This window comes from Xanthomonas sp. 1678 (genome assembly GCF_031455575.1).
Classification (GTDB): Bacteria; Pseudomonadota; Gammaproteobacteria; order Xanthomonadales; family Xanthomonadaceae; genus Xanthomonas_A.
The window spans coordinates 449,750-473,740 of sequence record NZ_JAVDSZ010000001.1 but is presented as its reverse complement, the minus strand read 5'-3'; the positions used below and the strand labels follow the sequence as shown (position 1 = coordinate 473,740).

General features: G+C 69.3%; 19 protein-coding genes. 8 read left to right on the top strand and 11 right to left on the bottom strand.

Features of this window, described 5'->3' with window-relative positions:
- Positions 1-151: 151 nt before the first annotated feature.
- Positions 152-1,288: a HAMP domain-containing sensor histidine kinase gene (locus J2Y70_RS02135; protein WP_309912729.1), complete on the bottom strand. Its 1,137-nt coding sequence runs from the start codon at positions 1,286-1,288 to the stop codon at positions 152-154.
- An 837-nt stretch (positions 1,289-2,125) separates the two neighbouring features.
- Between J2Y70_RS02135 and J2Y70_RS02130 the strand changes: the two genes are divergently transcribed.
- From J2Y70_RS02130 to J2Y70_RS02120, 3 genes are all read left to right on the top strand, one after another.
- On the top strand, positions 2,126-3,898 hold the full coding sequence (locus J2Y70_RS02130) for a PQQ-binding-like beta-propeller repeat protein (protein ID WP_309912727.1): 1,773 nt from the start codon (positions 2,126-2,128) through the stop codon (positions 3,896-3,898).
- 344 nt (positions 3,899-4,242) lie between these two features.
- Positions 4,243-5,643: a serine protease gene (locus J2Y70_RS02125; protein ID WP_309912725.1), complete on the top strand. Its 1,401-nt coding sequence runs from the start codon at positions 4,243-4,245 to the stop codon at positions 5,641-5,643.
- A 133-nt stretch (positions 5,644-5,776) separates the two neighbouring features.
- A complete protein-coding gene (locus J2Y70_RS02120) occupies positions 5,777-5,929 on the top strand; it encodes a hypothetical protein (RefSeq protein WP_263397740.1) in 153 nt (50 codons plus the stop codon).
- Positions 5,930-6,292: 363 nt separating this feature from the next.
- Here J2Y70_RS02120 and J2Y70_RS02115 read toward each other — a convergent pair whose 3' ends face one another.
- The 3 genes from J2Y70_RS02115 to J2Y70_RS02105 form a co-directional block, all read right to left on the bottom strand.
- The gene (locus tag J2Y70_RS02115; RefSeq protein ID WP_309912723.1) at positions 6,293-6,466 is read right to left on the bottom strand and encodes a DUF1328 family protein; all 174 of its coding nucleotides are present in this window, start codon (positions 6,464-6,466) and stop codon (positions 6,293-6,295) included.
- Positions 6,467-6,623: 157 nt separating this feature from the next.
- Complete coding sequence (locus J2Y70_RS02110; protein ID WP_309913243.1) at positions 6,624-7,199, bottom strand: glycosyl hydrolase 108 family protein; 576 nt, start codon at positions 7,197-7,199, stop codon at positions 6,624-6,626.
- Between the two features lie 122 nt (positions 7,200-7,321).
- Entirely contained in the window at positions 7,322-8,284 is a 963-nt protein-coding gene (locus J2Y70_RS02105; RefSeq protein ID WP_309912721.1) for a lipase family protein, read from the bottom strand.
- Positions 8,285-8,609: 325 nt separating this feature from the next.
- Between J2Y70_RS02105 and J2Y70_RS02100 the strand changes: the two genes are divergently transcribed.
- Positions 8,610-9,098, top strand: coding sequence for a pyridoxamine 5'-phosphate oxidase family protein (locus J2Y70_RS02100; RefSeq protein ID WP_263397738.1), 489 nt, complete (start codon positions 8,610-8,612; stop codon positions 9,096-9,098).
- 93 nt (positions 9,099-9,191) lie between these two features.
- On the opposite strand, the gene J2Y70_RS02095 is transcribed toward J2Y70_RS02100, so the two are convergent.
- The 6 genes from J2Y70_RS02095 to J2Y70_RS02070 form a co-directional block, all read right to left on the bottom strand.
- A complete protein-coding gene (locus J2Y70_RS02095; RefSeq protein WP_309912719.1) occupies positions 9,192-9,527 on the bottom strand; it encodes a hypothetical protein in 336 nt (111 codons plus the stop codon).
- A 30-nt stretch (positions 9,528-9,557) separates the two neighbouring features.
- Positions 9,558-10,169, bottom strand: a complete 612-nt coding sequence (locus J2Y70_RS02090; RefSeq protein ID WP_309912718.1) for a M50 family metallopeptidase — start codon at positions 10,167-10,169, stop codon at positions 9,558-9,560.
- A 12-nt stretch (positions 10,170-10,181) separates the two neighbouring features.
- On the bottom strand, positions 10,182-10,355 hold the full coding sequence (locus tag J2Y70_RS02085; protein ID WP_309912716.1) for a hypothetical protein: 174 nt from the start codon (positions 10,353-10,355) through the stop codon (positions 10,182-10,184).
- 148 nt (positions 10,356-10,503) lie between these two features.
- A complete protein-coding gene (locus tag J2Y70_RS02080; protein WP_309912715.1) occupies positions 10,504-11,343 on the bottom strand; it encodes an HDOD domain-containing protein in 840 nt (279 codons plus the stop codon).
- A gap of 374 nt (positions 11,344-11,717) precedes the next feature.
- On the bottom strand, positions 11,718-12,200 hold the full coding sequence (locus J2Y70_RS02075; RefSeq protein WP_309912713.1) for a nuclear transport factor 2 family protein: 483 nt from the start codon (positions 12,198-12,200) through the stop codon (positions 11,718-11,720).
- Between the two features lie 159 nt (positions 12,201-12,359).
- Positions 12,360-15,989: a methylmalonyl-CoA mutase family protein gene (locus J2Y70_RS02070; RefSeq protein ID WP_309912712.1), complete on the bottom strand. Its 3,630-nt coding sequence runs from the start codon at positions 15,987-15,989 to the stop codon at positions 12,360-12,362.
- Positions 15,990-16,218: 229 nt separating this feature from the next.
- On the opposite strand from J2Y70_RS02070, the gene J2Y70_RS02065 reads away from it, so the two are divergent.
- The 4 genes from J2Y70_RS02065 to J2Y70_RS02050 all read left to right on the top strand — a co-directional run bounded on the left by J2Y70_RS02065 (position 16,219) and on the right by J2Y70_RS02050 (position 20,504).
- Positions 16,219-16,536 (top strand): YXWGXW repeat-containing protein, encoded by a 318-nt coding sequence (locus J2Y70_RS02065; protein WP_263397733.1) that lies wholly within the window; start codon positions 16,219-16,221, stop codon positions 16,534-16,536.
- Positions 16,537-16,835: 299 nt separating this feature from the next.
- Entirely contained in the window at positions 16,836-17,378 is a 543-nt protein-coding gene (locus tag J2Y70_RS02060; RefSeq protein ID WP_309912710.1) for a hypothetical protein, read from the top strand.
- Between the two features lie 196 nt (positions 17,379-17,574).
- Positions 17,575-19,158, top strand: coding sequence for a S53 family peptidase (locus J2Y70_RS02055; RefSeq protein ID WP_309912708.1), 1,584 nt, complete (start codon positions 17,575-17,577; stop codon positions 19,156-19,158).
- Positions 19,159-19,403: 245 nt separating this feature from the next.
- Positions 19,404-20,504: a Glu/Leu/Phe/Val dehydrogenase gene (locus J2Y70_RS02050; RefSeq protein WP_179563706.1), complete on the top strand. Its 1,101-nt coding sequence runs from the start codon at positions 19,404-19,406 to the stop codon at positions 20,502-20,504.
- Between the two features lie 540 nt (positions 20,505-21,044).
- Here J2Y70_RS02050 and J2Y70_RS02045 read toward each other — a convergent pair.
- The gene (locus tag J2Y70_RS02045; protein ID WP_309913240.1) at positions 21,045-23,891 is read right to left on the bottom strand and encodes a S8 family serine peptidase; all 2,847 of its coding nucleotides are present in this window, start codon (positions 23,889-23,891) and stop codon (positions 21,045-21,047) included.
- Positions 23,892-23,991: the final 100 nt, after the last annotated feature.

Here is a 23,991-nt window from a genome sequence, read left to right as displayed (position 1 = left end):
GGAAACGCGCCACCCTAATCCAAATTTCGCGCCCGCGCGCGGGTGGCGGGTTCGGCGCGCATGGCACGGGTCACGGCAACGCCGCCCCTCGCCAGCGTGCGCGCGGCCTGCGCTGCGCGCGACGCCCGACGCCCGCCGCGGCCGTATGCGCTCAGCCGCTGGCGCGTGCCTGCCGCGGCAACGTCGCCAGGAACCGGGTGCCGTCCTGCTGCGACGAGCTGACGTCGATGCGCCCGCCGTGTGCGCGCACGATCCTGTCGACGATGTACAGGCCCAGGCCCAGGTTCGCACCGGCCACCTGCGGCGCGCCGTCCGCCTCCGCGGTGGTGGTCAACGGCTCGAACAACGAGTCCAGCATCTCGGCGGGAATCGGCGGTCCCTCGTTGTGCACGCTCAAGCTGACCTCGTCCGCCCGCTCGCCATTCACCACGATGCGGATCGGCTGGTCGCGGCTACCGTACTTCAACGCATTGGTCAGCAGGTTCGCCACCACCCGGCGCAGCCGCATCGCGTCCCAGCTGCCGTGCAGGTCGCCGGCCGCGCTCACCTGCACCGGCGGCTTGGGATAGATGGCGGCCATCTCGTCGACCACCTCGCGGGTCAGCCGTTCCAGGCTGGCCGCTTCCGGACGCACCGGCACCGCCACCCCCAGATTGTCCCCGGTGAATTCCATCAGGTCGTCGAGGATCGCCTTCATCTGTGCAGCGCTGCGCATCAACACATGCGCCTGCGGCGCCCGTTCGGGGCCCTGGCCCAGCATCAACTCGGCACAGCTCATCACCGTGGACAGCGGCCCGCGCAGGTCGTGGCCCAGGATGCCCATGAACAAGTGCCGGGTCTGCTCCATGCTCTCCATGAAGGCGCGCAACGAATCGGCCAGGATCTGATCCAGCGCCTCGTTGAAACGGCTCATGTCCGGCAGATCCTGCACCCCCGGGGTGTGCTCGGAGTTGCCCCACAGGCGCATCACGCTGGCGCGCAGAGCGCGGAATTCGGACACCAGCTGCACCATGCCGAAGCCGTGCTTGACCCGCTGCCGGGCATGCAGGCTCGCCGCACCCTCGGCCTCGAACACCTCCGGTCCGGCATCCTGCGAGCGCAGCCGCCGCTGCGCGGCGCTCATCGGCGCGCGCATGTCGGCGACGATTTCGGCCAGCAGTTGCGCGGCGTGATCGCGCAACTGGTAGGGGGTCATCGCCTCGCCCTGCTCGCCGCGGGTCCGCGCGAACGCCATCCAGTCGCGACACAGCGGCTCGATGTTCGCCTCGATGAAATCGGCCAGTTTCATGATGGCGCCCCCGTCCCGCGGCAACCGTGCCCTGCCCGCCGCGCGCGGCCAGCCCACGCACGCATGTGCCCCGCGCCGCCATGGCGTGTCGTCGACGCCTCGCAGCCCCGCCAGCAAAGCGTTCCCATTGCCTAGTCCCCGCGTCAATGCGCCAGCTTAATCATTCTCCGCCTCGATGCGTACATATGCCGCGTGCCGGCAACGGCGGCAGGGGCCCGCCGCCGCCGTCTGGCGGGGCGGTGGCGCCCCCGTGCGGCGCGGACCGCTCCTGTCCGGCAGCACCGGTGCGGCTGGGGCGGCCTGCCGAGGCAGACGAGCGGCGCCGACGCCCACCGCTCCCAGGCAGAAGAGATCACGCCCCGGCGTCGGCGTCGGCACCGGCGTCTTCGCGGCGCGCTCGCGCTGCCGCGCGCGCGCGGCACGGCGAGCGTCTCGCGCGCAGCCTGTCACCAAGGTGACATGCAGCCGCATCGCGTCACGCTGTCGCAGAGACGCCGGTGTACCCGCACCGTCGGCATTCAGCCGCTGCTCATGCGCTGCCGACCGGCATGCCGAGGACGCCGGCGCAAACGCCCGCTTCCCCGCGTTCCAACACGCAGAGCGTTGCCAGGCAAGCGGCTGCGTCGGATGTTGCAGGGACGTGCGACGAGGTCCGTCTTCCCGGGCGGTACAGGCAGTTCCTTCGAAGTGCCATGCGCACGATTGTTTTTCGCTATCTAGGCGGGCTTTTCGCATGCCCTAACTTTTTTGTACGTACATGACACACGCGGTTTTCCGTTCCTACCATTGCGCCGGACGCAAAGGGGGGTCCCCACTCCAAGTCCCGAAGGACACCGCATGAACAGGCATTACGCGCACCGGAAACTCTCCCTGCTGTGGCTGGCGCTGGTTCCCGGATTGATGCTTGGCGCCTCGGCGTCGGCACAGTCCGCCACCGCTCCCACGGCGCCAGGCTCGAACGGCAACGCAGCGCCTTCCAGCTACCTGGACAATCGCGAAGACGACCGCGCCAGCGGCACTTCCGGCAGCAACGCCGGCCCCGATTCCGCGTATGGCGGCGGCAATGGCGGCGCATGGTTCGGCAGCGGCGGCGGCGCGCCGTTCGCCACGCGCAACAGCTGGGAAAACGCCGGTGGCGGCTATCTCAACACCCGCTTCGCGCCTGCCGAGTGGCAGATCACGCCGTTCAATGCGGCACGGCTGCAGACCGCCTGGACCTTCACCACGCAAGGCGACGTCTCCGCCACGCCGACCGTGCAGGGCACTGCGCTGTACGTGCCCGACTGGGGCGGCCAGCTGTATCGCATCGACACCACGCTGGGCAAGGCGGTGTGGCAGGTGAAGCTGTCCGATTACACCGGCAACCCCAACTCGCTGTCGCGCAACAGCCCGGCGATCGCCCGCAACAGCATCCTGGTCGGCGACCAGGCCAGCGGCACGGTGGTGGCGGTGGACAAGAACACCGGCAAGCTGCTGTGGAAGACCCTGGTCGAAGCCAATGCGCAGGCGCGCATCACCGCCTCGCCGGTGGTGTACGGCGATCGCGTCTACGTCGGCGTGTCTTCGGGCGACTGGGGCGGGCTGAGCCCGGGCTACACGTTCTCCTTCCGCGGCAGCGTGGCCGCGCTCGACCTGAAGACCGGCAAGCTGCTATGGCGCTTCCAGACCGCGCCGGAAGGCTATACCGGCGCCTCGGTGTGGGGCACGCTGGCGATCGACCCGCGCCGGCAGCGCGTCTACGCCACCACCGGCAACAACTACTCGGTGCCGCTGGCCGTGGCCAGCTGCGTCAAGAACGCCAATGGCGACAAGAGCGCGCAACTGGCCTGCCTGGCGCCGGACAACTACGTGGACTCGGTGCTGGCGCTGGACATGCGCAGCGGCAAGCCGGCGTGGACGCGCCGCCTGCAGGGCGCCGATGCGTGGTCGCTGTCGTGCCTGGTCGCGCCGACCGCCGGCATCTGCCAGGAGCCGCAGGGGCCGGACTACGACTTCAGCGGCGGCGGCGCCAACCTGTTCACGGTGATCCGCAACGGCAAGCCGCAGGCGCTGGTCGGCGCCGGGCAGAAGAGCGGCGTGTACTGGGCGCTGGACGCCGACAGCGGGCGCACCGTGTGGTCCACCCAGGTCGGTCCGGGCGGCACCGCCGGCGGCATCGAGTGGGGGTCGTCGGTCGATCCGCTCAAATCGCGCGTCTACGTCGCCATCAACAACAACAACCACACCAGCTACACCCTCGCCCCCGGCAACACCGAAACCTGGAACGCCGGCTCGTGGGCGGCCCTGGACGCGGCCACCGGCAGGATCGTGTGGCAGGTGAAGGTGCCAGGCATCGATCCGGTCCTGCCCAGCTTCGGCGCCGGCGGGCGCGGCCCGCTCGCCTCCTCGCCCGGGCTGGTCTACGCAGGCTCGATGTCCGGTGCGATGACGGTGCTCGACGCCGAGACCGGCGCCACGCTGTGGAATTTCGGTGCCGGCGGTTCGGTCTCGAGCGCGCCGGCGGTGGTGGACGGTGCGGTGTACTGGGGCGCCGGCTACAGCCGCTTCAATTTCGGCACCGGCGTGCACAAGCTCTACAAGTTCGTGCCGGCGACGCGTCGCGCTCTCTGATCGCGCGTCCATCGCACCACGTCGCAGCTCACGGCCTCTCCCGCGCAGGCGGGAGGGGCTTTTTTGTGCGCGGGCGCCACGGTTGCGCCCGCGCGCTCGCCGAGACGATCGGCAGCGTTGCGCCATGGCCTGCGCCGCAGCCGCGTGCCGCATGGCGCCGGACCATGCGCATGCAGGCCACGGCAGGAAGACAAGCGTCTACAAAATCGGCCCCTGGCACGTGACGGCGCGCACGCAATCGCCGTGCCGGCGCCCGTAGCCTCGGCCGTGCACCTTGGACGAGGTGCAACGGCATCCGGTCCCCTGCCGGATGATCCAATCGTCTTCTAGCAGAAGGAAGATCCATGAATCGCAAGAACGCACTGTATCTGGCCCTGCTCGCCGGCATCTCCGGCCTCTCCCCCGTCGCCATCGCCGCCAATCCCCCCGCGGCCGAGATGGACTCCGCACCTGTCCAAGCCCGCCCCGACGCGGCCGCGCTCGGCGGCGCCGAACTGCGCAGCCTCGCCACCGGCAGCGCGCATGCGCCGCGCCTGATCGAACTGGCCGCTCCGGACAGCGCCCAGGCCGCGAAGATGAAGCAATTGCGCGGGCAGCAGGTCAAGCATGGCCAGCCGCTGCAGATCGGCTTCTCCCGCGACGTCGCCACGCCGGCGATCAACCTACGCCGGCTGCGTTGGCAGAGCCTCCCCAGCGGCGCGCAGGTGACCAGTTTCGAGATCGTCTCGACCGATGCGGCAGCGCTGCGCGCGGCGTTGCAGCTCAGCGGCAGCGGTGCGCAGCCGGGCGACCCGGCCAAGGCCACGCTGCGCTTCGCCGGCGACGACGGCCGCGTGTTCGAACAGAGCGGCGCCGACTTCGCCGGCAGCGCGCCGGGCTGGTCGGCGGCGGTGTCCGGTTCGCGCCTGGTGGTGGAGATCGAACTGCCGGCCGGCCAGTATCCGCAGGGCTTCGCGCTGAAGATCCCGCAGATCTCGCACATGGACATCAATCCCGTCGCCAGCGAGGAAATGATGCGGCCGATGATCGGCGAGAGCGATTCGTGCGAGCGCGACATCGTCTGCCGCGCCAGCCCCAGCAGCGGTTTCACCTCGGCGGCCAAGTCGGTGGCGCGCATGGTGTTCAGCACCAGCAGCGGCTCCTACCTGTGCACCGGCACCCTGCTCAACAACAGCAACTCGCCGAAGAAGTACCTGTTCTGGACCGCCGCGCACTGCATCAGCACCCAGACCGTGGCCAACACCCTGCAGACCTACTGGTTCTACGACGCCACCACCTGCAACGGCTCCACGGTCAGCTCGGCCTACACCACGCTCAGCGGCGGCGCCTACCTGCGCCATGCCAACACCACCCGCGACACCTCGCTGCTGGAACTGAAGACCGCCCCGCCCAGCGGCGCGTTCTACGCCGGCTGGAGCAGCTCGGCGATCGGTTCCACCGGCACCGCGATCGAGGGCATCCACCACCCCGCCGGCGACGTCAAGAAATACTCGCTGGGCAGCGTCACCGGCCTGTCGACCTCGATCGACGGCAAGTCGCCGCTGTACCGGGTGGTGTGGAACACCGGCGTCACCGAGGGCGGCTCCTCCGGCTCGGGCCTGTTCACCGTCAACAGCAGCGGCGCCTACCAGCTGCGCGGCGGCCTGTACGGCGGCACCTCGTACTGCAGCGCGCCCAGCGATCCGGACTACTACTCGCGCCTGTCCGACGTGTATTCGACCATTCAGCCCTACCTGAGTCCGTAAGCGGCGCCCGGGAGGGCCGTACTCCCGTGCCGGGACAGGCCACGCCGCGCGCGTGGCCTGTCCGCTGCCGGCCACCGCCCCGGCGCGCAACGGTTACACTGGGGGCCCCATCTCACATACGGCAGGCATCCACTTGGCAAAGCCCAACTACTCCTTCGAAAAACGTCAGCGCGAAATCGCCAAGAAGAAACAGCAGGACGAGAAGGACGCGCGCAAGCGCGAGGCGCGCGAGGCGGCCAAGGCCGCAGCCGACGCCGAAGCGAAGACGCCCGACAGCGGCAGCTGAGCGCCGCCGCGACAGCGACCCCGCGCCGGCGTTCGCCAGCGCGTACCGGTTTGCGCTTTACCGGCCGTCCAGACATGACGGCCTCTCCATAGACAGGCATTCGGCGATCTGGCGTAGCGCGCGATGCGGTGCCGATATGCCCGAAATCCCTGGCCGCCTGCTCGGCTGGCTATGCCTGCGCCTGATTCCCACACTCCGTTTCTCGACGCCTACGCTGCACACTTGGCGCCGACCGACGATGCTGCCGATGGACATCCGGCCAGCGGCCCGATCTGGCAACCCAGCCCAAGCGCCTCATGGCCTTGCCAGGCGAGCCGTGGCAAGCCGGATGGCACGTGCGCGCCGCCCGAAGCATGCGAACGTTTAGCCGACCTTCTTGGCCAGCACGGTGCCGAGCAGGAACAGCACTACGGCAATGGCGATGCCGGCCCAGAACAGGAACTTGGCGATACCCATGGCCGCGCCCGCCGCGCCGGTGAAACCGAGCGCGCCGGCGATGAGTCCGATGATGGCGATGATGATGGCCCACTTGATCATGCTGCTGTCTTCCCGCATCCGATAGCGACGCGGCGCCGGTGGCGCGCTCGCCGCAGCCGCACCGTGCGGCCGCATCGGTCCAGGATGCTAGCCAGCGGCGCATGCCCCGCACGTGAAGCGTGCGCGCCGCAGCGGATCACGCCGCACCTGCCCGGCCTCAGGCGACGTCGCCGGACGGTGCTGCCGCGGACGCGGACGGCAACGTAGCCGGAAACCACTCCGCACGCGCGATCCAGCCTGCCAGGAATCGAGCGTCCGCCGGGCGTTCCGCCGCCAGCCGCTGGTAGTAATCGATGCGGCCCTGTCGGTACAGCGCATACACCTTCGCCGGATCGGCCGCCTGCAGTGCGGCCAGCGTAGCCGACCCCATTTCCCCGTCGACGGCCAAGCCCGATGCGCCGAGCTGCTGCAGGATCCGCTGCAACAGCAGGACCGCCTCGGTACCGGCGTTGACGTAGAAGTCGAACACGATCTCCGCCAGCGGCTGCGAGGCGATCTGGTCGGCGTCGAGCTTGTCCCAATAATCCTGTTTGTAGATGGCGGCCGCCTGCATCGGGGTCAGCGCCTGCAGCGCCTGCAGCGTCGGCGCCTCGCCGAGGACCGGCTGCGCATCGCGCTGGAACGTGGCCAGGGTGATGCCACGGTTGGTGACGCCGCCGGGATCGGCCGGATCGTCGACGAAGCCGCCCTCGAAGCGCAGCAGTTGCGGAAAGTACAGATCGAACGATGCCATGGTGGTTGCACTCCTCAGGTGGGATCGGAACCGGCGGCACGCGGTGTGGCGCCGGACCGGCTGCGGCGCCGTGCCGCAGGGAACACCGCCGCGCAGAGAGCCTTTGTCCGGCGCGGCACGGTTCATGGCGCCGCGGCCGCCGCCTCGTCCGGGAATCCCAGGGCCTGTTCGGTAGCGCGTGCGGCCAGCGCGACATCGGTCCATGCGGGCTGCGGCGCCGCCGGTGGCAGTTGGCTGAGCATCAACCGTTTGCTGTCCACGTAATCCGGGAATGTGCCGGACCAGGCCTGCGGCGACAGGTACAACGCATGCTGCAGCACTCGCTGCATGTTGATGATGGAATGCCGCGACAACAGATGCGCGAACCAGGCATCGCGGACGTAATGCGCGGTGCGGAACGCCTGCCCCACCGCGACGTAGCCGAACGCCGACGGCGGCACCGTGGGCGCGTAGTCCCAGTAGTTGTAGCAACGCGTGCTGTCGGCGGCGGGAATCGCCGCCGCGTAGGCCCGGCCCCAGCTGGCGTCGCCGACCATCGGGCTGCAGAAGTTGATGTTGCGCATGCGCCGGCGCGGCTGGCTGACCGCCAGATCCAGCGAGAACAGCTGGCTCAACGCGCCGCCCAGGCTATGGCCAGTGACGTAGACCTCGATCGGCGCGAAATGCGTCAACAGCGCGAACAACTGTTCGCGCATCGAGGCGCGCATGCCGCCGCCCCTGTCGTTGTAGATGCCGTAGAACCCCGCCGACACGCGCGGCGGCGGCGACAGCGTCCCGCCGCTGGGAACGAAATCGGTGGTGACGAAGTCCAGGTCTTCGTAGATGTCCAGATCCGAGTCGGTCCCGCGGAACGCGAACAGGCAGATGCGCGCGTCGTGGATGGATTGGAACAGCAGCCCGAACAGCTCTTCGCTGCCGCCGAACGGATCGCCGTCCCACCCCGACCACCTGGCGACCAGCCGGTAATCGGACGGCGCCATCACCGGCTGGCGTTCGTAGGCTGCATAAGCGGCGATGCTGGCCTGGGCCATCGCCAGCGTCAATTGCGGATCCAGGAAGGGCTGTGTCGCGGAGCTGGCACTCATCGTCGTGCGTCCTTTGCCGAAGCAGGCGACGGATACGGCCGCCACGCAGGAACGCGACACCGCACCCGGCGTGCTGCGCCGGCGCCTCGGAATCCGTCGTGCCCCAGCCACTAGGTATCACTGGCGCGGCCAGCAAGCCTCGACGCCGATCCCAGTCGAAGCCGCGCGCGACCACTGTCTACCACCACGGCGCCACCCGGCTCGCCTTCCCTCCACGCATCGCCGCGGACTCTACCTACACGCCCTGTCCACGCCTCCGTCACGGGTCGCGCGCGCGCGGCGCGGCACAGTGACCGCCGGCATTCACGCCCTATCGGAGATCCGCATGGCCAGCCCGCAGGAACTGGAAGAGAAATTCTGGAAGGCATTGAAATCCGACCGCACCGTCATGCTCGGCCTGGATGGCGTCGAGGACGGCCACGCGCGGCCGATGACCGCGCAGTTCGAAGGCGACCGCGGCGGCCCGATCTGGTTCTTCACTTCCAAGGACAACGCGCTGGTGCAGAAGCTGACCCAGAGCCAGCGGGTGATCGCCGCGTTCAGCGCCAAGGACCACGACCTGTTCGCGAGCATCAGCGGCACGCTCAGCGTGGACAACGACCAGGCGGTGATCGAACGCCTGTGGAACGGCTTCATCGATGCCTGGTACGAAGAAGGCAAGGACGATCCCAAGCTGGCGCTGTTGCGCCTGGATCCGGACCACGCGCAGATCTGGCTCAACGGCTCCAGCCTGGTAGCCGGGATCAAGGTGCTGTTCGGCATCGACCCCAAGCGCGACTACCAGGACAAGGTCGCGGACGTGCCGCTGCGCTGAGCCGCGCCGGTGCGGCGCCACTTCTGGCACAGGCCTGGATGGCGAGCATCTTTCCTCAACTGCATGCGGCGGCTTGCACAGCCGCCGCACCGGCTACGCCGCACTGCGCGATGGATCATTGCGAATGCGCTGCCGGACTGCTTCCAACAAGATGCCCTCGCTGATCCGCAACGAAGGATCGAGTTCGCCCTGAGCGCACTCCTGAGCCTGGCGCAGCAAACGCAATGCGGATTCATCGTCGCCGCGCTGTACGGCCATCAGCGCTCGGCAGCGCATGCGCAAGCACGGCATCAACCAGTCGAGTTCCGGAGTCAAGGTTGCGTCCAATGGCGCAGCACTCGCCTCTGCGGCCATCGCACGCGAGAAAGAGAGTTCGCACTGCAGCATCGCGATCAACTGGGAAAAATGCGCCCCGGATTGCTCGGGCAAAGCTGCGATCTGATCGGCAACTGCCGCCTCCTACGCCGCAGCCTGCCGCCATTGGCAACGATTCTGCGCCGCTTTCAGCACAAACCAGCTGTGGAACAGCCACCAGTCGTCTTGCGCGAGCAAGGCCACCCGTTCCGCGGGCAAGTTGTCCGCGGTGATGCCCCTGCATGACAGGCCATTGAGTTGGGCCAACACCCGATCGGGCCGGTCCGCATCTAGCCTGCGCGACAACCCGAGCAGATACAGACCATCGCTGGGTCCGATCGCCGTCCGCGACGGTATCAAGTTGGCCAATCCGACTGCCAGGTTGAGCACGGCGAAACCGACGCAGAACGCGCCCACGCGCGCCTGGACCCCCAGATTCAACCCCAGCGCGCCCATCAGCAGCGCCACCAGCAGATTCGCAGCAGGCCCCCCGGCGCTCAACACTGCGTATTGCGGGCGCAACGCGGCATACGGATTAATCAGCGCCATCACATAACCGGCGTAACCGGGCCATCCGCGTTGCCAACGCAGTCGCCAACCGCGACGGCGCGCAAGCATCTGCAGCGGGCCGATCTTCATCATGTACACGGTCATGCCTATGCCGCGTGCGGCAAGCAGGTGGCCGTACTCGTGCACGGCGAGCGTGGCCAGCAGCATGACCGGAAGCAGTCAAACCGCCAGGAACTCCAGCGAGCGCGGAATCCACACTGCGGCCACCGCCGCGCAGCCGACCAGCATGGCGCCCACCCCCAAGGTCAACAGCAGCACTTGGAAAAACTGCAACACCCGATTGGCGTTCGGCGAAGGCGACCACGCCTCGGGCGCAGGCTCGGTCGCGCTCATGGCCTGCGCCGATATGCGGAGCGGGAGATATTCGATCTTGCCAGCTCGCGCGAGCGCCGGTGGTTCCGCGCCGGAGCGCGCGTCTCGTGCATGGAGTGTTGCCGTCGTATCGTCGCCACGCCTCGCCTCCATCGCCTGTTCTGTTGTTTCATCGCGCGGCGGGATCCTCGTACACGGCCAGCATGTCGGCGGCCGCCAACGCGCGGTTGCGGCGCAGCGAACGCGCCAAGGTATTTCCGGACTGAAGTGCGGCCGCAATGTCCTGCTCCTCGAGCGCATGTTGCAACCGCGCAGGAAGCGCCCAATCGGCCGAGATGGCTTTCGCGCAGGGCGCAGACCAGGTTTCCAAAATGCCGGCGATCAGTTGCGGATCCAGACGCACTCCAGGATGCTTGCCATGCGCATCGCGCACCACCTGCACCACAGCCACGGCTGCCAGTCCATACATCAGCGCCAGCAACTGCATCCCATTCGGATCATCGCGCCGCATTGCCTTTGCATCGCCGACCGTGGCCTTGGCCGACAGCAAGGCGTGCTCCCACAGCAGCGCCGCGCAGCGGCCGAACGCGCTGCCGTCGTCGGCGATGACCGGCTGCAGCAGCGCGGCCAGCACGATCTGGCGCAGGCCCTCGGTGCCGAGCAAGGCCACCGCGCGCTCCAGGTTCTCGATCGGCTCGGCGTGGCGGCGGTACGCGGCGCTGTTGGCGATGCGCAACAGATTGCCGGCCAGCGCCGGATCCTGGCCGAGAATCGCGGCGATGGCCTGGGCGCCGGCATCGGGATCGTTGATCGCGCGGGTCAGCTGCGGCAACAGCTGCGGGCGGCGCGGCGTATAGCGCGGATGCGCGTCGATGCGCGCCAGTACCGCGACGGCCGCCGCGGCGATCTCGGCCTGCGCGGCAAGCGACGCCGCGCTCGGTTCGGGCGCAGCCACGCCGGCGAACGGTAGCGCGTACAGGCGCAGCAACAGCGCGGATTCCTGCTCCAAGGACAGTTCGGTGGCAGCGGCAGCCACGCCCTGTCCCGGCTCCGCCGCAATCGCCGCATCGGTGACGGCGTCTTCGCCGGTGGCACGGTGCGCAGCCGCTGCAGCTTTTTGCACAACGGCAGTCGGCACCACGGGTCCGCGCGGGCGTCCACGGCGCCACATCCAGCCGCCGATGCCCAGCAGCAGCACGACGGCAACCCCTGCAATCCAGATCGACGGCACCATCATCGGCATCCGCAAGGTCGCCAGATCCCCCACCCGGCTGGAAGCGCAGACACGGCCTGGCGCGCCACGTCATTCAACCATGGCGCGTGCGTTAGCGCCTGGATTGCTGCGCCTGACCGCACGCGAATGCGCAGTGCAGCCGCGCACGCTCAGGGCGCCGGCGAAGCGGCCGCGCGATGCCCGTAGCTGAGCACCCGCGTGAGCTTCCAGCCGTCCTGGTCCTGGCGCCATACCATCACGAACTTGGCGATGCCTTCGCAGCGCCCGCTGGCCAGCTCGCAGAAGCGGTGCTCGCCTTCCTCGATCGCACCGAAGTCCTTGACCGGGTAGACCCGCAGCGTGCCGTCCACCAATTCGCGGCGCACCTTGCCGCAGATCCACTTGCGCGTGTTGTCCACCACCGTCTTGCGGTCCCAGCTGGCCCCGCCCGTGTCGTGATAGAACTCCACATCGGGCACGAACAGCTGCTCGAACGCCGCCATATCGCAGCTGTTGTAGGCGCCGAACAGGCGCTGGTCCAGCGCCGCGACCGTGTCAAACAGCGGTCCGGCGCTGCCGTCCGCGGCCGGCTCGGCCGCGCCGGCGTCGGCCGCGCAGGCCAGCAGCAACAACAACGCTCCCCATCCCTTCATGCGCCGCCCCCGTTCGTCGATGCCTACTATGTGCCGACCAAGGCGGACGCCGCAAGACGCAAGCAAGGGACCGCGCCTCCAAAGCACAGCGAGCGAGCGGCACCTTGCAGCGCGATCGCCTGCAGCGCCACGACCGCCGCCGCGGCCTATCACGCAGCGCTACATATTGCGCCGGTACTCCCCACCCACCTCGTACAGCGCGTGGCTGATCTGCCCCAGGCTGTGGGTCTTCACCGCCTCCATCAGCGCGGCGAAGACATTGCTGCGCGCGCGGGCGGTGCGTTGCAGATAGCCGAGGCCGGCGGCATCGCCTGCCACGTCGGCCTGCTGCGCGGTCGGCGGCACGATGCCGTTGCGGCGCCGCTGCCAGTCCTGCACGTTGGCGATCTGCTGGCCCTTCTCCTCCTCGGTGGAGCGAATCAGCTCGATCTGGGTCGCGGTTTCGCCGGCGTGCTGCTTGGGCAGGAAGGTGTTGACCCCGACCAGCGGCAGGCTGCCGTCGTGCTTCTTGTGCTCGTAGTACAGGCTCTCTTCCTGGATCTTGCCACGCTGGTACATGGTATCCATCGCGCCGAGAACGCCGCCGCGCTCGCTGATCGCCTCGAACTCCTTGTACACCGCCTCCTCCACCAGGTCGGTGAGCTGCTCGACGATGAAGCTGCCCTGCCACGGGTTCTCGCAGAAGTTCAGCCCCAGCTCCTTGTTGATAATCATCTGGATCGCCACCGCGCGGCGCACGCTCTCCTCGGTGGGCGTGGTGATCGCCTCGTCGTAGGCGTTGGTATGCAGGCTGTTGCAGTTGTCGAACAGCGCGTACAGCGCCTGCAGCGTGGTGCGGATGTCGTTGAACTGGATCTCCTGCGCGTGCAGCGAGCGGCCCGAGGTCTGGATGTGGTACTTCATCATCTGGCTGCGCTCGTTGCCGCCGTAACGCTCGCGCATCGCCCGCGCCCAGATGCGCCGCGCCACGCGGCCGATCACGGTGTACTCCGGGTCCATGCCGTTGCTGAAGAAGAAGCTCAGGTTCGGTGCGAAGTCGTCGATGCGCATGCCGCGCGCCAGGTAGTACTCGACGATGGTGAAGCCGTTGCTCAGGGTGAAGGCGAGCTGGCTGATCGGGTTCGCCCCGGCCTCGGCGATGTGGTACCCGGAGATCGAGACCGAGTAGAAGTTGCGCACCTTGTGCTCGACGAAGTACTGCTGGATGTCGCCCATCATGCGCAGCGCGAACTCGGTGCTGAAGATGCAGGTGTTCTGCGCCTGGTCCTCCTTGAGGATGTCGGCCTGCACCGTGCCGCGCACGCTGGACAGCGTGGCCGCCTTGATCTGCGCATAGGTCTGCGCGTCGACCACCTGGTCGCCGCTGACGCCGAGCAAGGCCAGGCCCAGGCCGTCGTTGGTCGGCGGCAGTTCGCCGTGATAGCGCGGGCGTTCCCGGCCCTCGAACAATGCGTCCAGGGTCTGCTGCGCCTGCGCCCAGCGCTGCGCGTCGGCCTTGAGGTACTTCTCCACCTGCTGGTCGATGGCGGTGTTCATGAACATCGCCAGGATCATCGGCGCCGGGCCGTTGATGGTCATCGACACGCTGGTGGTCGGCGCGCACAGGTCGAAGCCGGAGTACAGCTTCTTCATGTCGTCCAGGGTCGGAATGTTGACCCCGGAATTGCCGACCTTGCCGTAGATGTCCGGGCGCGGCGCCGGATCCTCGCCATACAGGGTGACGCTGTCGAAGGCGGTGGACAGGCGCGCGGCCGGCTGGCCCACGCTGAGGTAGTGGAAGCGGCGGTTGGTGCGCTCCGGCGTGCCTTCGCCGGCGAACATGCGAATCGGGTCCTCGCCGGCACGGCGGTACGGATACACGCCGCCGGTGTACGGATAGCTGCCGGGCAGGTTCTCCTTGCCGAGGAAAGTCAGCAGCTCGCCCCAGCTCTTGTAGCGCGGTGCGGCGATCTTCGGGATCGGCTGGTGGCTCAGCGACTGCCGGTAGTTCTCCACGCGGATGGCCTTGCCGCGCACCTCGTACTCGGTGACCGGATCGGTGATCGACTTCAACCGCTGCGGCCACTCGCGCAGCAATTTCAGCGACTCGCTGGACAGCGCCTGCACCGCATCGTTGTAGCGCTGGCGCAACAGCAGCAAGGTGGCGTCGACTGCGACCGCGTGAGGCGCAGCGTCGGCAGGCTTGGCAGCCGGCTGCAGCGCCTCCGCCGCGTACAGCTCCAGTTGCTTCGGCAGCTGCGGGTCCTGCAGTTCGTGCAGCGACTGCCAGAACGACTGCGCGCGGTCGGCGGCCTCGGCCTGGCGCTCGATGCCGGCGTTGAGCGCGCGGCCCTGCTCGGCGATCTCGGCCAGGTAGCGCACGCGGGCGCCGGGGATCAGCACGGTGGCGCGCGGTTCCTTGAGCGAGGTGTCCAGCTCCGGCCGGAAGTCGCAGCGCAGCGCATCGGTGCCCGCCGTCGCCGCAGACGCCGCTGCCGCCGTGTCCAGGCCCAGCTTGTCGCGCAGCAAGCGGCACAGGTTGACGAACATCCAGCTGATGCCGGGATCGTTGAACTGGCTGGCGATGGTCGGATACACCGGCACCGCCTCGTCCTCCAGCTGGAACGCCACGCGATTGCGCCGCCACTGCTTGCGCACGTCGCGCAGCGCGTCCTCGGCGCCGCGCCGGTCGTACTTGTTCAGCACCACCAGCTCGGCGAAGTCGAGCATGTCGATCTTCTCCAGCTGGCTCGGCGCGCCGTAGTCGCTGGTCATCACGTATACCGGGAAATCGACCAGGTCGACGATCTCCGAATCGCTCTGGCCGATGCCGGCGGTCTCCACGATCACCAGGTCGTAGCCGATGCCTTTCAGGAATGCGATGCAGTCCTTCAGTACGCGGTTGGTGGCCGCGTGCTGGCGGCGCGTGGCCATCGAGCGCATGTACACGCGCGGGCTGCGCAAGGCGTTCATGCGGATGCGGTCGCCGAGCAGCGCGCCGCCGGTGCGGCGCCGGCTCGGGTCCACCGATACCACTGCGATGCGCATCTGCGGGAAGCCGGCCAGGAAGCGGTTGAGCAGTTCGTCGGTGACCGAGGACTTGCCGGCGCCGCCGGTCCCGGTCAGACCTAGCACCGGCGCGGGGCGCCTGGTGCGGGACTCGGGACTCGGGACGCGGGACTCGGAAGTGCCCGGCAGGCCGGATTGCCATTGCTTGCGCAGCAGGGCCAGCTCGGACTCGGAGAACGCGCCGTCCTCGAGTGCCGAGAGCACTTTGCCGATGCCGATCTCGTCGTCGATGCTCGGCAACGACGCACCGGCCTGTTCCGGGTCCCGAGTTCCGAGTCCCGAGTCCCGCGCGCGCGAAGCGCGCGCCACCACGTCCTCGATCATCTCCACCAGGCCCATCTTCATGCCGTCGTTGGGGTGATAGATGCGTTCCACGCCATAGGCCTGCAACTCGGCGATCTCTTCGGGCGTGATGGTGCCGCCACCGCCGCCGAACACGCGCACGTGGCCGGCGCCGCGTTCGCGCAGCATGTCCACCATGTACTTGAAGTATTCGACGTGGCCGCCCTGGTAGGACGACAGCGCGATCGCATCGGCGTCTTCCTGCAACGCCGCGCGCACCACGTCCTCGACGCTGCGGTTGTGGCCGAGATGGATCACCTCGGCGCCCTGCGCCTGGATCAGCCGGCGCATGATGTTGATCGCCGCGTCGTGACCGTCGAACAGGCTGGCGGCGGTGACGAAGCGCAATGGGCTGGTGTCCGCTTGCGGCAGCGGGACGCGGGATGCGGGAATGCTCATCGGAAAGAATCGGCAAGAGAATGCGGTGATTCTAGGCGTGCGGCGCGGCGCGGGCAGGTTGCGCTGCAACATGCGGCAGCGATTGCACCGGCGGCCGACCGACGTGCAGGCGCCACATCGGCCGATAGCTATCCGCCACATGAATGCGACCGCGCGATGCGTCAACAGCGGCCGCGCTTGCCGCGTTTCCGCTGGCGTCGGCATCCCGCCGATATCGCTGGAGACTCCCATGTCGGTTCGTCCTTTGTTGTTGGCTTCCCTGCTCGGCAGCGCGCTCGTCGGCGGCCTGCTGGCCGCGCCCGCGCAGGCGCGTTCGGTGGTGGAACTGTCGGTACGGACCGCACCGCCGCCGCCGCGGTTCGAGCGCGTGGTGGTGCGGCCGGGCTACGTCTGGGCGCCCGGTTACTGGCACTGGAACGGCCGCCGCCACATCTGGGTCGCCGGCCGCTACGTGGTCGCACGTCCGGGTTACGTCTACGTCGGCCCGCGCTGGGAGCATCGCGGCCCCGGCTACCGCTTCCGCGATGGCTATTGGGTGCATCGCTAGGCCACGGCATGGCGGCGCACGACGGCGGCAGCGGCGGGCGCCGCCACGATGTTGCGCGGCGACGTGACCGGGTGCGTCGCGCTTTGCGATAGTGCGCGAACCACGGCATCCGGCCGGTCCTCGAGAGCACGCATGTCCAGGCATTCGCTGTCGCGCGCGTCCTTGTCGCCGGCATCTACGGCTGGCGCGGGCGCACCTCCACGCTGCGGCACCGCTGCTGGGACGCGCGGCCCGTCATGCGTTCCGCGCATGCATGCCTGCGGCCTGCTGCAGCGCCTGCCATCCGGGAGGCCGTAGCGATGCCGAAGGTACCGCCGGGAACCTACGTGATCGCCATTACCGTGATCGCGGTGGCGATCGCCAGCGTCGCCGCCTGGCACGAACGGCCCACCGACGCGGCGTCGCGCCGCGGGCTCGGTGAAGCCATCGGCCACACCGCCAGTGCGGTTGCGGCAGACAGGTCCGCGGTGCCCGTTGCGCCCGCCAAGCCGACCGCGCCCGACGCCGCCCGCGCCGAAGCCGCGCTCCGCTTCGACAAGCAGGGCCAGGTGGTGCCGGACCTGGCCTTGCGGCGCCACCTGGACCGCTACCTGGTCATGCAGGAGGCCCAGCCGCTGGCGATGCAGCGCCAGCAGCTGCAACGCGACCTTGCGGCCGCCATGCCCGCCGCACAGACGCAGCAGGTGCTCGCCTGGTTCGACCGCTACGCCGCCTATCTGCAGGCCGAGGCCGCGGACTCTGCGCACCGCGCCGATCCGCAACGGCAAGCGCAGTTGCGCGAGCGCCTGCTCGGCCCGCAAGCGGCCAAGGCACTGTTCGCCGACGAGCACGCCGTGCGCTGAACGCCGCACTGACCGACGCCTCGGCACCAGCCCACAAGATCGGCTCCTGCCGCCGTGCCGGATACCGCGTCAAGCACATGAACCGGCGGTGCGCGCCGACCTGAAGCGCCACAGACCTCTCACGGCCGGTCGCAGCTGCAGAGAACCGCGCTGCCTATACTCGCCGCGACCTCCCCCCCCCTGCAAGGAACGCACGATGGACTACCAGATCCTCTGCGGCAGCGAGCGCAGCCCCTTGCCCGGCTGCGTCGACGCCGGCAAGTTCCCGGCCGCGCAGCGCCTGCGCGTGTTGCTGGCGCTGCGCCAGCCGGCGCTGGACGCGGCAGCGGCCCGTTTGCTCGCCACGGCCGGCGACGACCTGCCCGCGCCACTGTCGCGCGACACCTTCGCCACGCGCTTCGCGGCCGACGCCAACGACCTGCGCGCGGTCGAGGCCTTCGCCGCGCAGCACGGCCTGTGCGTGGAGCAGACCCTGGCGCATGCCGGCGTGGTGATCCTGGAAGGCAGCGTGCAACAGTTCGACCGCGCGTTCCAGGTGGATCTGCGCGACTACCGCAACGACGACCTGCGTTACCGCGGGCGCACCGGCGCGGTGTCGGTTCCCGCCGCCCTGCACGGCGTGGTGAGCGCGGTGCTCGGCCTGGACGATCGGCCGCAGGCGCGCACGCTGCCGCGCGCGCAGGCGCAGGACGTCGCCGCGCCACCCGGCGCCGCCGTGGCGCCGGTGGCGCAGTACACGCCGCCGCAGCTGGCCGAGCTGTACGGCTTTCCCGAGCACGACGGCGCCGGCCAGTGCATCGGCATCATCGCGCTGGGCGGCGGCTATGCGCGCGACCAGCTGGCCGCCTATTTCGCCAAGCTGGGGCTGCCGATGCCGCAGATCGTCGATGTGCTGCTGGCCGGCGCGCGCAACCGGCCCAGCGGGCAGGCGCACAAGGCCGACATCGAGGTGCAGATGGACGTGCAGATCGCCGGCGCCATCGCGCCGGGCGCCAAGCTGGTGGTGTACTTCGCGCCCAATACCGACAACGGCTTCCTCGAAGCCATCGTCAGCGCCATCCACGATCGCGAACACGCGCCGGACGTGATCGCGATCAGCTGGGGCTTCACCGAGACGCTGTGGACGGCGCAGTCGCGCGAGGCCTACAACCGCGCGCTGCAGGCGGCCGCGCTGATGGGCATCACCGTGTGCATCGCCTCCGGCGACGACGGCGCCAGCGACGGCCAGCCCGGTCTGAATGTGTGCTTCCCGGCGTCCAGCCCGTTCGTGCTGGCCTGCGGCGGCACCCGCCTGCAGGTCGACGCGCAGGCGGCACACGAGCAGGCCTGGTCCGGCACCGGCGGCGGCCAGAGCCGGGTGTTCGCGCGGCCGCGCTGGCAGCGCGGCCTGGCGCTGCACGGCACGCGCACCGAGGCGCAACCGCTGAGCATGCGCGGCGTGCCGGACGTGGCCGCCAACGCCGACGCCGAAACCGGCTACTACGTGCACATCGACGGACGCCCGGCGGTCATGGGCGGCACCAGCGCCGCCGCACCTTTATGGGCGGCGCTGCTGGCGCGCGTCTATGGCCTGAACGGCGGCCGCCGCGTGTTCCTGCCGCCACGGCTGTACGCGGTGGCCGACACCTGCCGCGACATCGTCGACGGCGGCAACGGCGGCTTCCGCGCAAGCCCCGGCTGGGATGCCTGCACCGGCCTGGGCGTGCCCGACGGCGCGCGCATCGCCGCCGCGCTCGGCGCCGGACCGGGCGCGCGCCCGGCGCAGGCCGGCACCGGCTGAGCCGGTGCAGCCGCCGTCAGTTCATAGCGCCTCCAGCGTCGCAGATCGCGCCGAGATGCTTGTGCGGCAAGGGCCGGCGCCGACCCCTGGAGCGCTGCACGGCATACGGGCAATTGCTTTAAAATGCGCCCATCGCGACGATCAGGACCCGTTCCGGAACCCGTCGCGTTTTTCGTTTTACGCACCTCACTAGGACGTTCCTGGAACCAAGGTGTCCTACACCTGCAACGCCAGCGGAGCCCCCCATGCTTTTCGAAACGCTAGCCACCACCGGCCACGAACAGGTCGTCTTCTGCCACAACCGCGACGTGGGCCTGCAGGCGATCATCGCCATCCACAACACCGTGCTCGGCCCCGCATTGGGCGGCGTGCGCATGCGCCCCTACCCCAACACCGAGGCCGCGTTGCACGACGCGCTGCGGCTCAGCCGCACGATGACCTACAAGAACGCGCTGGCCGGGCTCAACATCGGCGGCGGCAAGGCGGTGATCATCGGCGACCCGAAGGCCGACAAGTCCGAGGCGCTGTTCCGCGCGTTCGGCCGCTACGTGGATTCGCTGGGCGGGCGCTACATCACCGCCGAGGACGTCGGCACCGACGTCAACGACATGGAGCAAATCTACCTGGAGACCGAGTACGTCACCGGCGTGCACCAGGTGCACGGCGGTTCCGGCGACCCGGCGCCGTTCACCGCCTATGGCGCACTGCAGGCGCTGATGGCCTCGCTGCAGCGCAAGCTCGGCCACGAGGAGATCGGCAAGGCCAGCATCGCCGTGCAGGGCCTGGGCCACATCGGCATGGAACTGGTGAAGCTGCTGAAGGAACGCGGCGCCAAGCTGTACGTCACCGACCTGGACCAGGCGCTGGTCGAGCGCGCGGTCGCCGAGTACGGCGCCGAGGCGGTCAAGCCGGACGAGATCTACGACGTGGCCGCCGACGTGCTGGCGCCGTGCGCGCTGGAAAGCGCGATCGACGAAGCGACGCTGCCGCGGCTGAAGGCGAAGATCATCTGCGGCACCGCCAACAACCAGTTGGCCAACGCCGCGGTCGGCGAGGAACTGCATCGGCGCGGCATCCTCTACGCGCCGGACTACGCGGTCAACGCCGGCGGCGTGATGAACGTGTCGCTGGAGATCGACGGCTACAACCGCGAACGCGCGATGCGCCTGATCCGCAGCCTGTACCACAACCTCGGCAAGATCTTCGACCTGTCCGAGCGCGACAACATCCCGCCGCAGCAGGCCGCCGACCGCATCGCCGAAGCGCGCATGCACGCGATCGGCAAGCTCAAGCTGCCGCTGGGCCGCACCGCCCCGCGCTCGATGGGACATCTGCGCGGCGAGTAGGCGCCGCCGCGCACGGGCGATCCGCGGCGATGCGCGGAGAGCAGTACCTCCCGACACCCAGCGCGTCGGGACTGAAGTCCCTCCCACAAAGGCCGGTGCGCTACCCGAAGGCTACTGTAGGAGCGACTTCAGTCGCGACGAGCGAAGCGCTGCGCTTTCCGGCGTCGCAAGCTGTCGGCGCCGAAGCCTCTCCTAAAAACCGAGTCCACGCGACCAACACCGCATCCGCACGACGGCTGCATCAGACCCCCAGCCGGTAGCGCAGCGACAGCGCATGATCGTCGCCGCGCCGGCCGAAGCGCCGGTCGTAGCCGATGCCCGCGTCGGGACTGAAAGTTCCTCCCACATGTACTCGGCAGACTATCCGGAGACCACTGTAGGAGCGACTTCAGTCGCGACAAGCGAAGCGGCACGCTTTCCGGCTTCGCAAATTGTCGGCACTGAAGCCTCTCCCACAAAAAGCCGGCACCGCATCGCCGGACAGCATGCTTCTGTGAAGCATCTCGTGCAGCGCATTGGCCGGCGCGCACGACGGCCGCATCAGAACCCCAACCGGTAACGCAGCGACAGCGCATGATCGTCGCCGCGCGGGCCGAAGCGCTGGTCGTAGCCGATGCCCAACGCGCTGCTGTTCCAGCGCCGGTCCAGGCTCATCCCGAACAGCCCGCCCGAGCGTGCCGGCTGCAGGTCGAGCAGCGGCGCCCATGCGTCCACGCCGACGAAACTGGCCTGGCGCTGCAATCCTTGCGCGGCCAGGGTCTGCTGCCATTCGCCGTAGCCCTGCAGCGACCAGCCGCGCCAGCCGTAACCGGCGCGCAGGCCGGCCAGCGCCTGGCTGCGCGAAGAGGACGCAGCCGCGGCCATCAACCCGAAGCCGTCGCCGCCCTGCTCGCGGAAGCCGTCGCTGTCGATGCGGCTGTAGTCGGCGCCGGCGTACGGGGTCAGCCACGCCTTGCCGCGTCCGATGCGATAGCCGATCTCGACGCTGCCGGACAGGAAGCGCCCGTCGTAGCGGCTGGACGCCGCGGCAACGGTCTCGCCGAGCAGCAGGCTGCGGTCGAGCTGGCGCCGGTACTGCCCGGTGCCCAGCTGCGCCAGCGCATAGGCATTGCCGCCGACCGCGCCGAGATAGGCCTGGCCTTGCACCTGCCGATCGCGGCTGCGGCCGAGACCGCCATCGTCGCCCCCGTCGGCGCGGGTCTCGCCGAAGGCGAAGCCGGCCACCGCATGCTCGCCCAAGCGCAGGTCCTGGCCCATCATCCAGCCGTCGAGCTGGAACTGGCTGCCGGCGAAGCTGCCCTGCCCGGTGTCGCCCAGCCGCTGGCTCCACGCACCGATCGCCCGCGGTTGCGCGATCAGGCTGTCGAAGCGACCGGACAGCGCGCGCCGCTGCAGGTCGATAGTGTCGAAGGTCATCGCCGTGGCGGCCGCATGCGCTTCGCCGGACAGGCTGCGCAGCGTCGCCGCCGCCACCGCCGCGCTCGGCGACTGCTGCACCGCGCCGGCCGCCTTCAGCAGCGACGCATCGACCGTCGCCGGATCGCGGCCGAGCTGTGCGTCCAGCTGCGCGAACGCCGCATCCACGCGCGTGGCGGAGGCGAGCGTGGCGGCAGTGATGCTGCCGAAGCTCGCCGCGGTGGCGGTGACGCTGAGCGCTTGCACGGTGATCGACGCGCTGGAACTGTCGTAGCTGAGCGAGGAGGTCAGGAACACGTTCGGCGGCGTGGTGACCGACCCGAACGTGCCGCTCAGCCCACCCGTGGTCTCCAGCACCTTGTACGCGGTGTTGTTGACCACGTAGTCACGCTTGCCGAGCACGTACAGCGAGCCGCCCTGCAGCGTCGCGGTGCCGGTCACCGAGAGCTTGTCGCCGACCAGCAAGGCCAGCCGGCCGCTGCTGTCCTGCACGTAATTGCCGCTCAGGCTCAGCGCCGCGGCACCGACCTGGAAGGTGCCGGAATTGCTGACGTTGCCGCGCAGCGGCCCGGTGCCGATGAAGGTGGCGCCGTTGCTGATGGCGAGGCTGGAGCCGCCCAGGCTGGCCGCGCTGAGCGTGCCGGCCTGCACCTGGGTCGCGCCGCTGTAGCTGTTCTGGGTGCCGCTCAGGGTCAGGGTGCCGCTGCCCTGCTTGATCAGGCCGCCGCTGCCGGCGATGTCGTTGGCCCAGGTCGAGCTGCCGCTGAAGGACACGCTGACGTCGCCCCAGTCGAACCGGGCCGGCCCGCGCACCGCCTTGCCGACATTGAGCAGGCCGTAGCCGAAGGTGGCGTCCACGCCGGGCGTACCCAGGTCGGTGGCGGTGCCGAGCAGCGTCTGCCGCAGCAGATCGTTGCTGAAGTAGGGAAACGCCTGCCAGACCAGTGCGGCCGCACCGGAAACCAGCGGCGCGGCGAACGAGGTGCCGCTGCCGTAGTAGTAGCCCGGGTTGGCGCTGGCGGTAGTCGCCTTGGGATCGACGAACACTTCCGTGCCCGGGGCCACCAGGCAGTAGCGCATGGCCGCACCGCAGGCGTTGGAATAGGGCTCCAGGGTGCTGCCGGTACTCGAATCCACCGCGGCCACCACCAGCCAACCGCGCTCCAGGTCCGCCGCCGGATGGCTGCCGCCGGGGCCAAGCTGGCTGGGCAGCGAGGCGATATCCGACGGCGTGGACTTGGATTCGTTGCCGGCCGCGAACACCACCAGCCCGCCGTTGTTCAGCACGAACGGGCGGTATTCGGCGGCGATCGCGTTGGTCGCGCCCGGATCGGTCCAGTAGATGCCGCCCCATGAATTGTTCATCACCTTGACCCCGGCGTTGATCAGGTCCTGGTGGATGCTGGCCAGGCCCAGCGCGCCGCTGGTCTGGTTGCCCTCGCCGCTGCCGTCGTCGTCGGGCGAGGTGTCGTTGATGATGCGTGCCGACACGATCTGCGCACCGGGCGCGATGCCGCCCGGCCATGCGCCCACCGCCTTGCCCGCGGCCAGCTGCGCGACCGTGGTGCCGTGGCCGTCGACATCGTCGACGTTGACGTTGTTCTTGGCCGGATCGACGTAGATCAGGTTGGACACCACGCGCCCGGCCAGCGCCGGGTGGTCGCGGTTCACGCCGGTGTCGACCACGCCGATGCGGTAGCCGCTGCCGTCGTAACCGGCGTTGCGCGCGGCGAGCGTGTTGGTCAGCGCCAGGTGCGCGTCGAACGCCGGCTGCGGCGGTGGCGGCGAAGTCGGCGGCGAGGTGGGAGGGGATGTCGGCGGCGGCGGCGGCGGTGGGGAGCTCGGCGGCGGCGACGTCGGCGGCGGGTCGCTGCGGGTCAGCCCGCCACCGCCGCCACCGCCCCCGCAAGCGGTCAACGCCATCGCCAATGCGGTCGCCAGCAGCGACCGGGCCATCACCTTCCGCATGATCTCTCTCCAGATATGCACGCCGGCCACTGCGGCCGGCAACGCCCCATTAGCGGCCGCAAATGGACCGCCCTGAAGCGCCTCGAATCTACACCGGAAATCC

Excerpts from the sequence above, each read along its gene's own strand:
- J2Y70_RS02125 (WP_309912725.1), top strand. The coding sequence starts at position 4,243 with ATGAATCGCAAGAACGCACTGTATCTGGCCCTGCTCGCCGGCATCTCC.
- J2Y70_RS02130 (WP_309912727.1), top strand. The coding sequence starts at position 2,126 with ATGAACAGGCATTACGCGCACCGGAAACTCTCCCTGCTGTGGCTGGCG.
- J2Y70_RS02090 (WP_309912718.1), bottom strand. The coding sequence starts at position 10,169 with ATGCTGCTGGCCACGCTCGCCGTGCACGAGTACGGCCACCTGCTTGCC.
- J2Y70_RS02110 (WP_309913243.1), bottom strand. The coding sequence starts at position 7,199 with ATGGCATCGTTCGATCTGTACTTTCCGCAACTGCTGCGCTTCGAGGGC.
- J2Y70_RS02100 (WP_263397738.1), top strand. The coding sequence starts at position 8,610 with ATGGCCAGCCCGCAGGAACTGGAAGAGAAATTCTGGAAGGCATTGAAA.
- J2Y70_RS02055 (WP_309912708.1), top strand. The coding sequence starts at position 17,575 with ATGGACTACCAGATCCTCTGCGGCAGCGAGCGCAGCCCCTTGCCCGGC.
- J2Y70_RS02070 (WP_309912712.1), bottom strand. The coding sequence starts at position 15,989 with ATGAGCATTCCCGCATCCCGCGTCCCGCTGCCGCAAGCGGACACCAGC.
- J2Y70_RS02065 (WP_263397733.1), top strand. The coding sequence starts at position 16,219 with ATGTCGGTTCGTCCTTTGTTGTTGGCTTCCCTGCTCGGCAGCGCGCTC.
- J2Y70_RS02050 (WP_179563706.1), top strand. The coding sequence starts at position 19,404 with ATGCTTTTCGAAACGCTAGCCACCACCGGCCACGAACAGGTCGTCTTC.
- J2Y70_RS02105 (WP_309912721.1), bottom strand. The coding sequence starts at position 8,284 with ATGAGTGCCAGCTCCGCGACACAGCCCTTCCTGGATCCGCAATTGACG.
- J2Y70_RS02135 (WP_309912729.1), bottom strand. The coding sequence starts at position 1,288 with ATGAAACTGGCCGATTTCATCGAGGCGAACATCGAGCCGCTGTGTCGC.
- J2Y70_RS02115 (WP_309912723.1), bottom strand. The coding sequence starts at position 6,466 with ATGATCAAGTGGGCCATCATCATCGCCATCATCGGACTCATCGCCGGC.
- J2Y70_RS02085 (WP_309912716.1), bottom strand. The coding sequence starts at position 10,355 with ATGAGCGCGACCGAGCCTGCGCCCGAGGCGTGGTCGCCTTCGCCGAAC.
- J2Y70_RS02075 (WP_309912713.1), bottom strand. The coding sequence starts at position 12,200 with ATGAAGGGATGGGGAGCGTTGTTGTTGCTGCTGGCCTGCGCGGCCGAC.
- J2Y70_RS02060 (WP_309912710.1), top strand. The coding sequence starts at position 16,836 with ATGCCGAAGGTACCGCCGGGAACCTACGTGATCGCCATTACCGTGATC.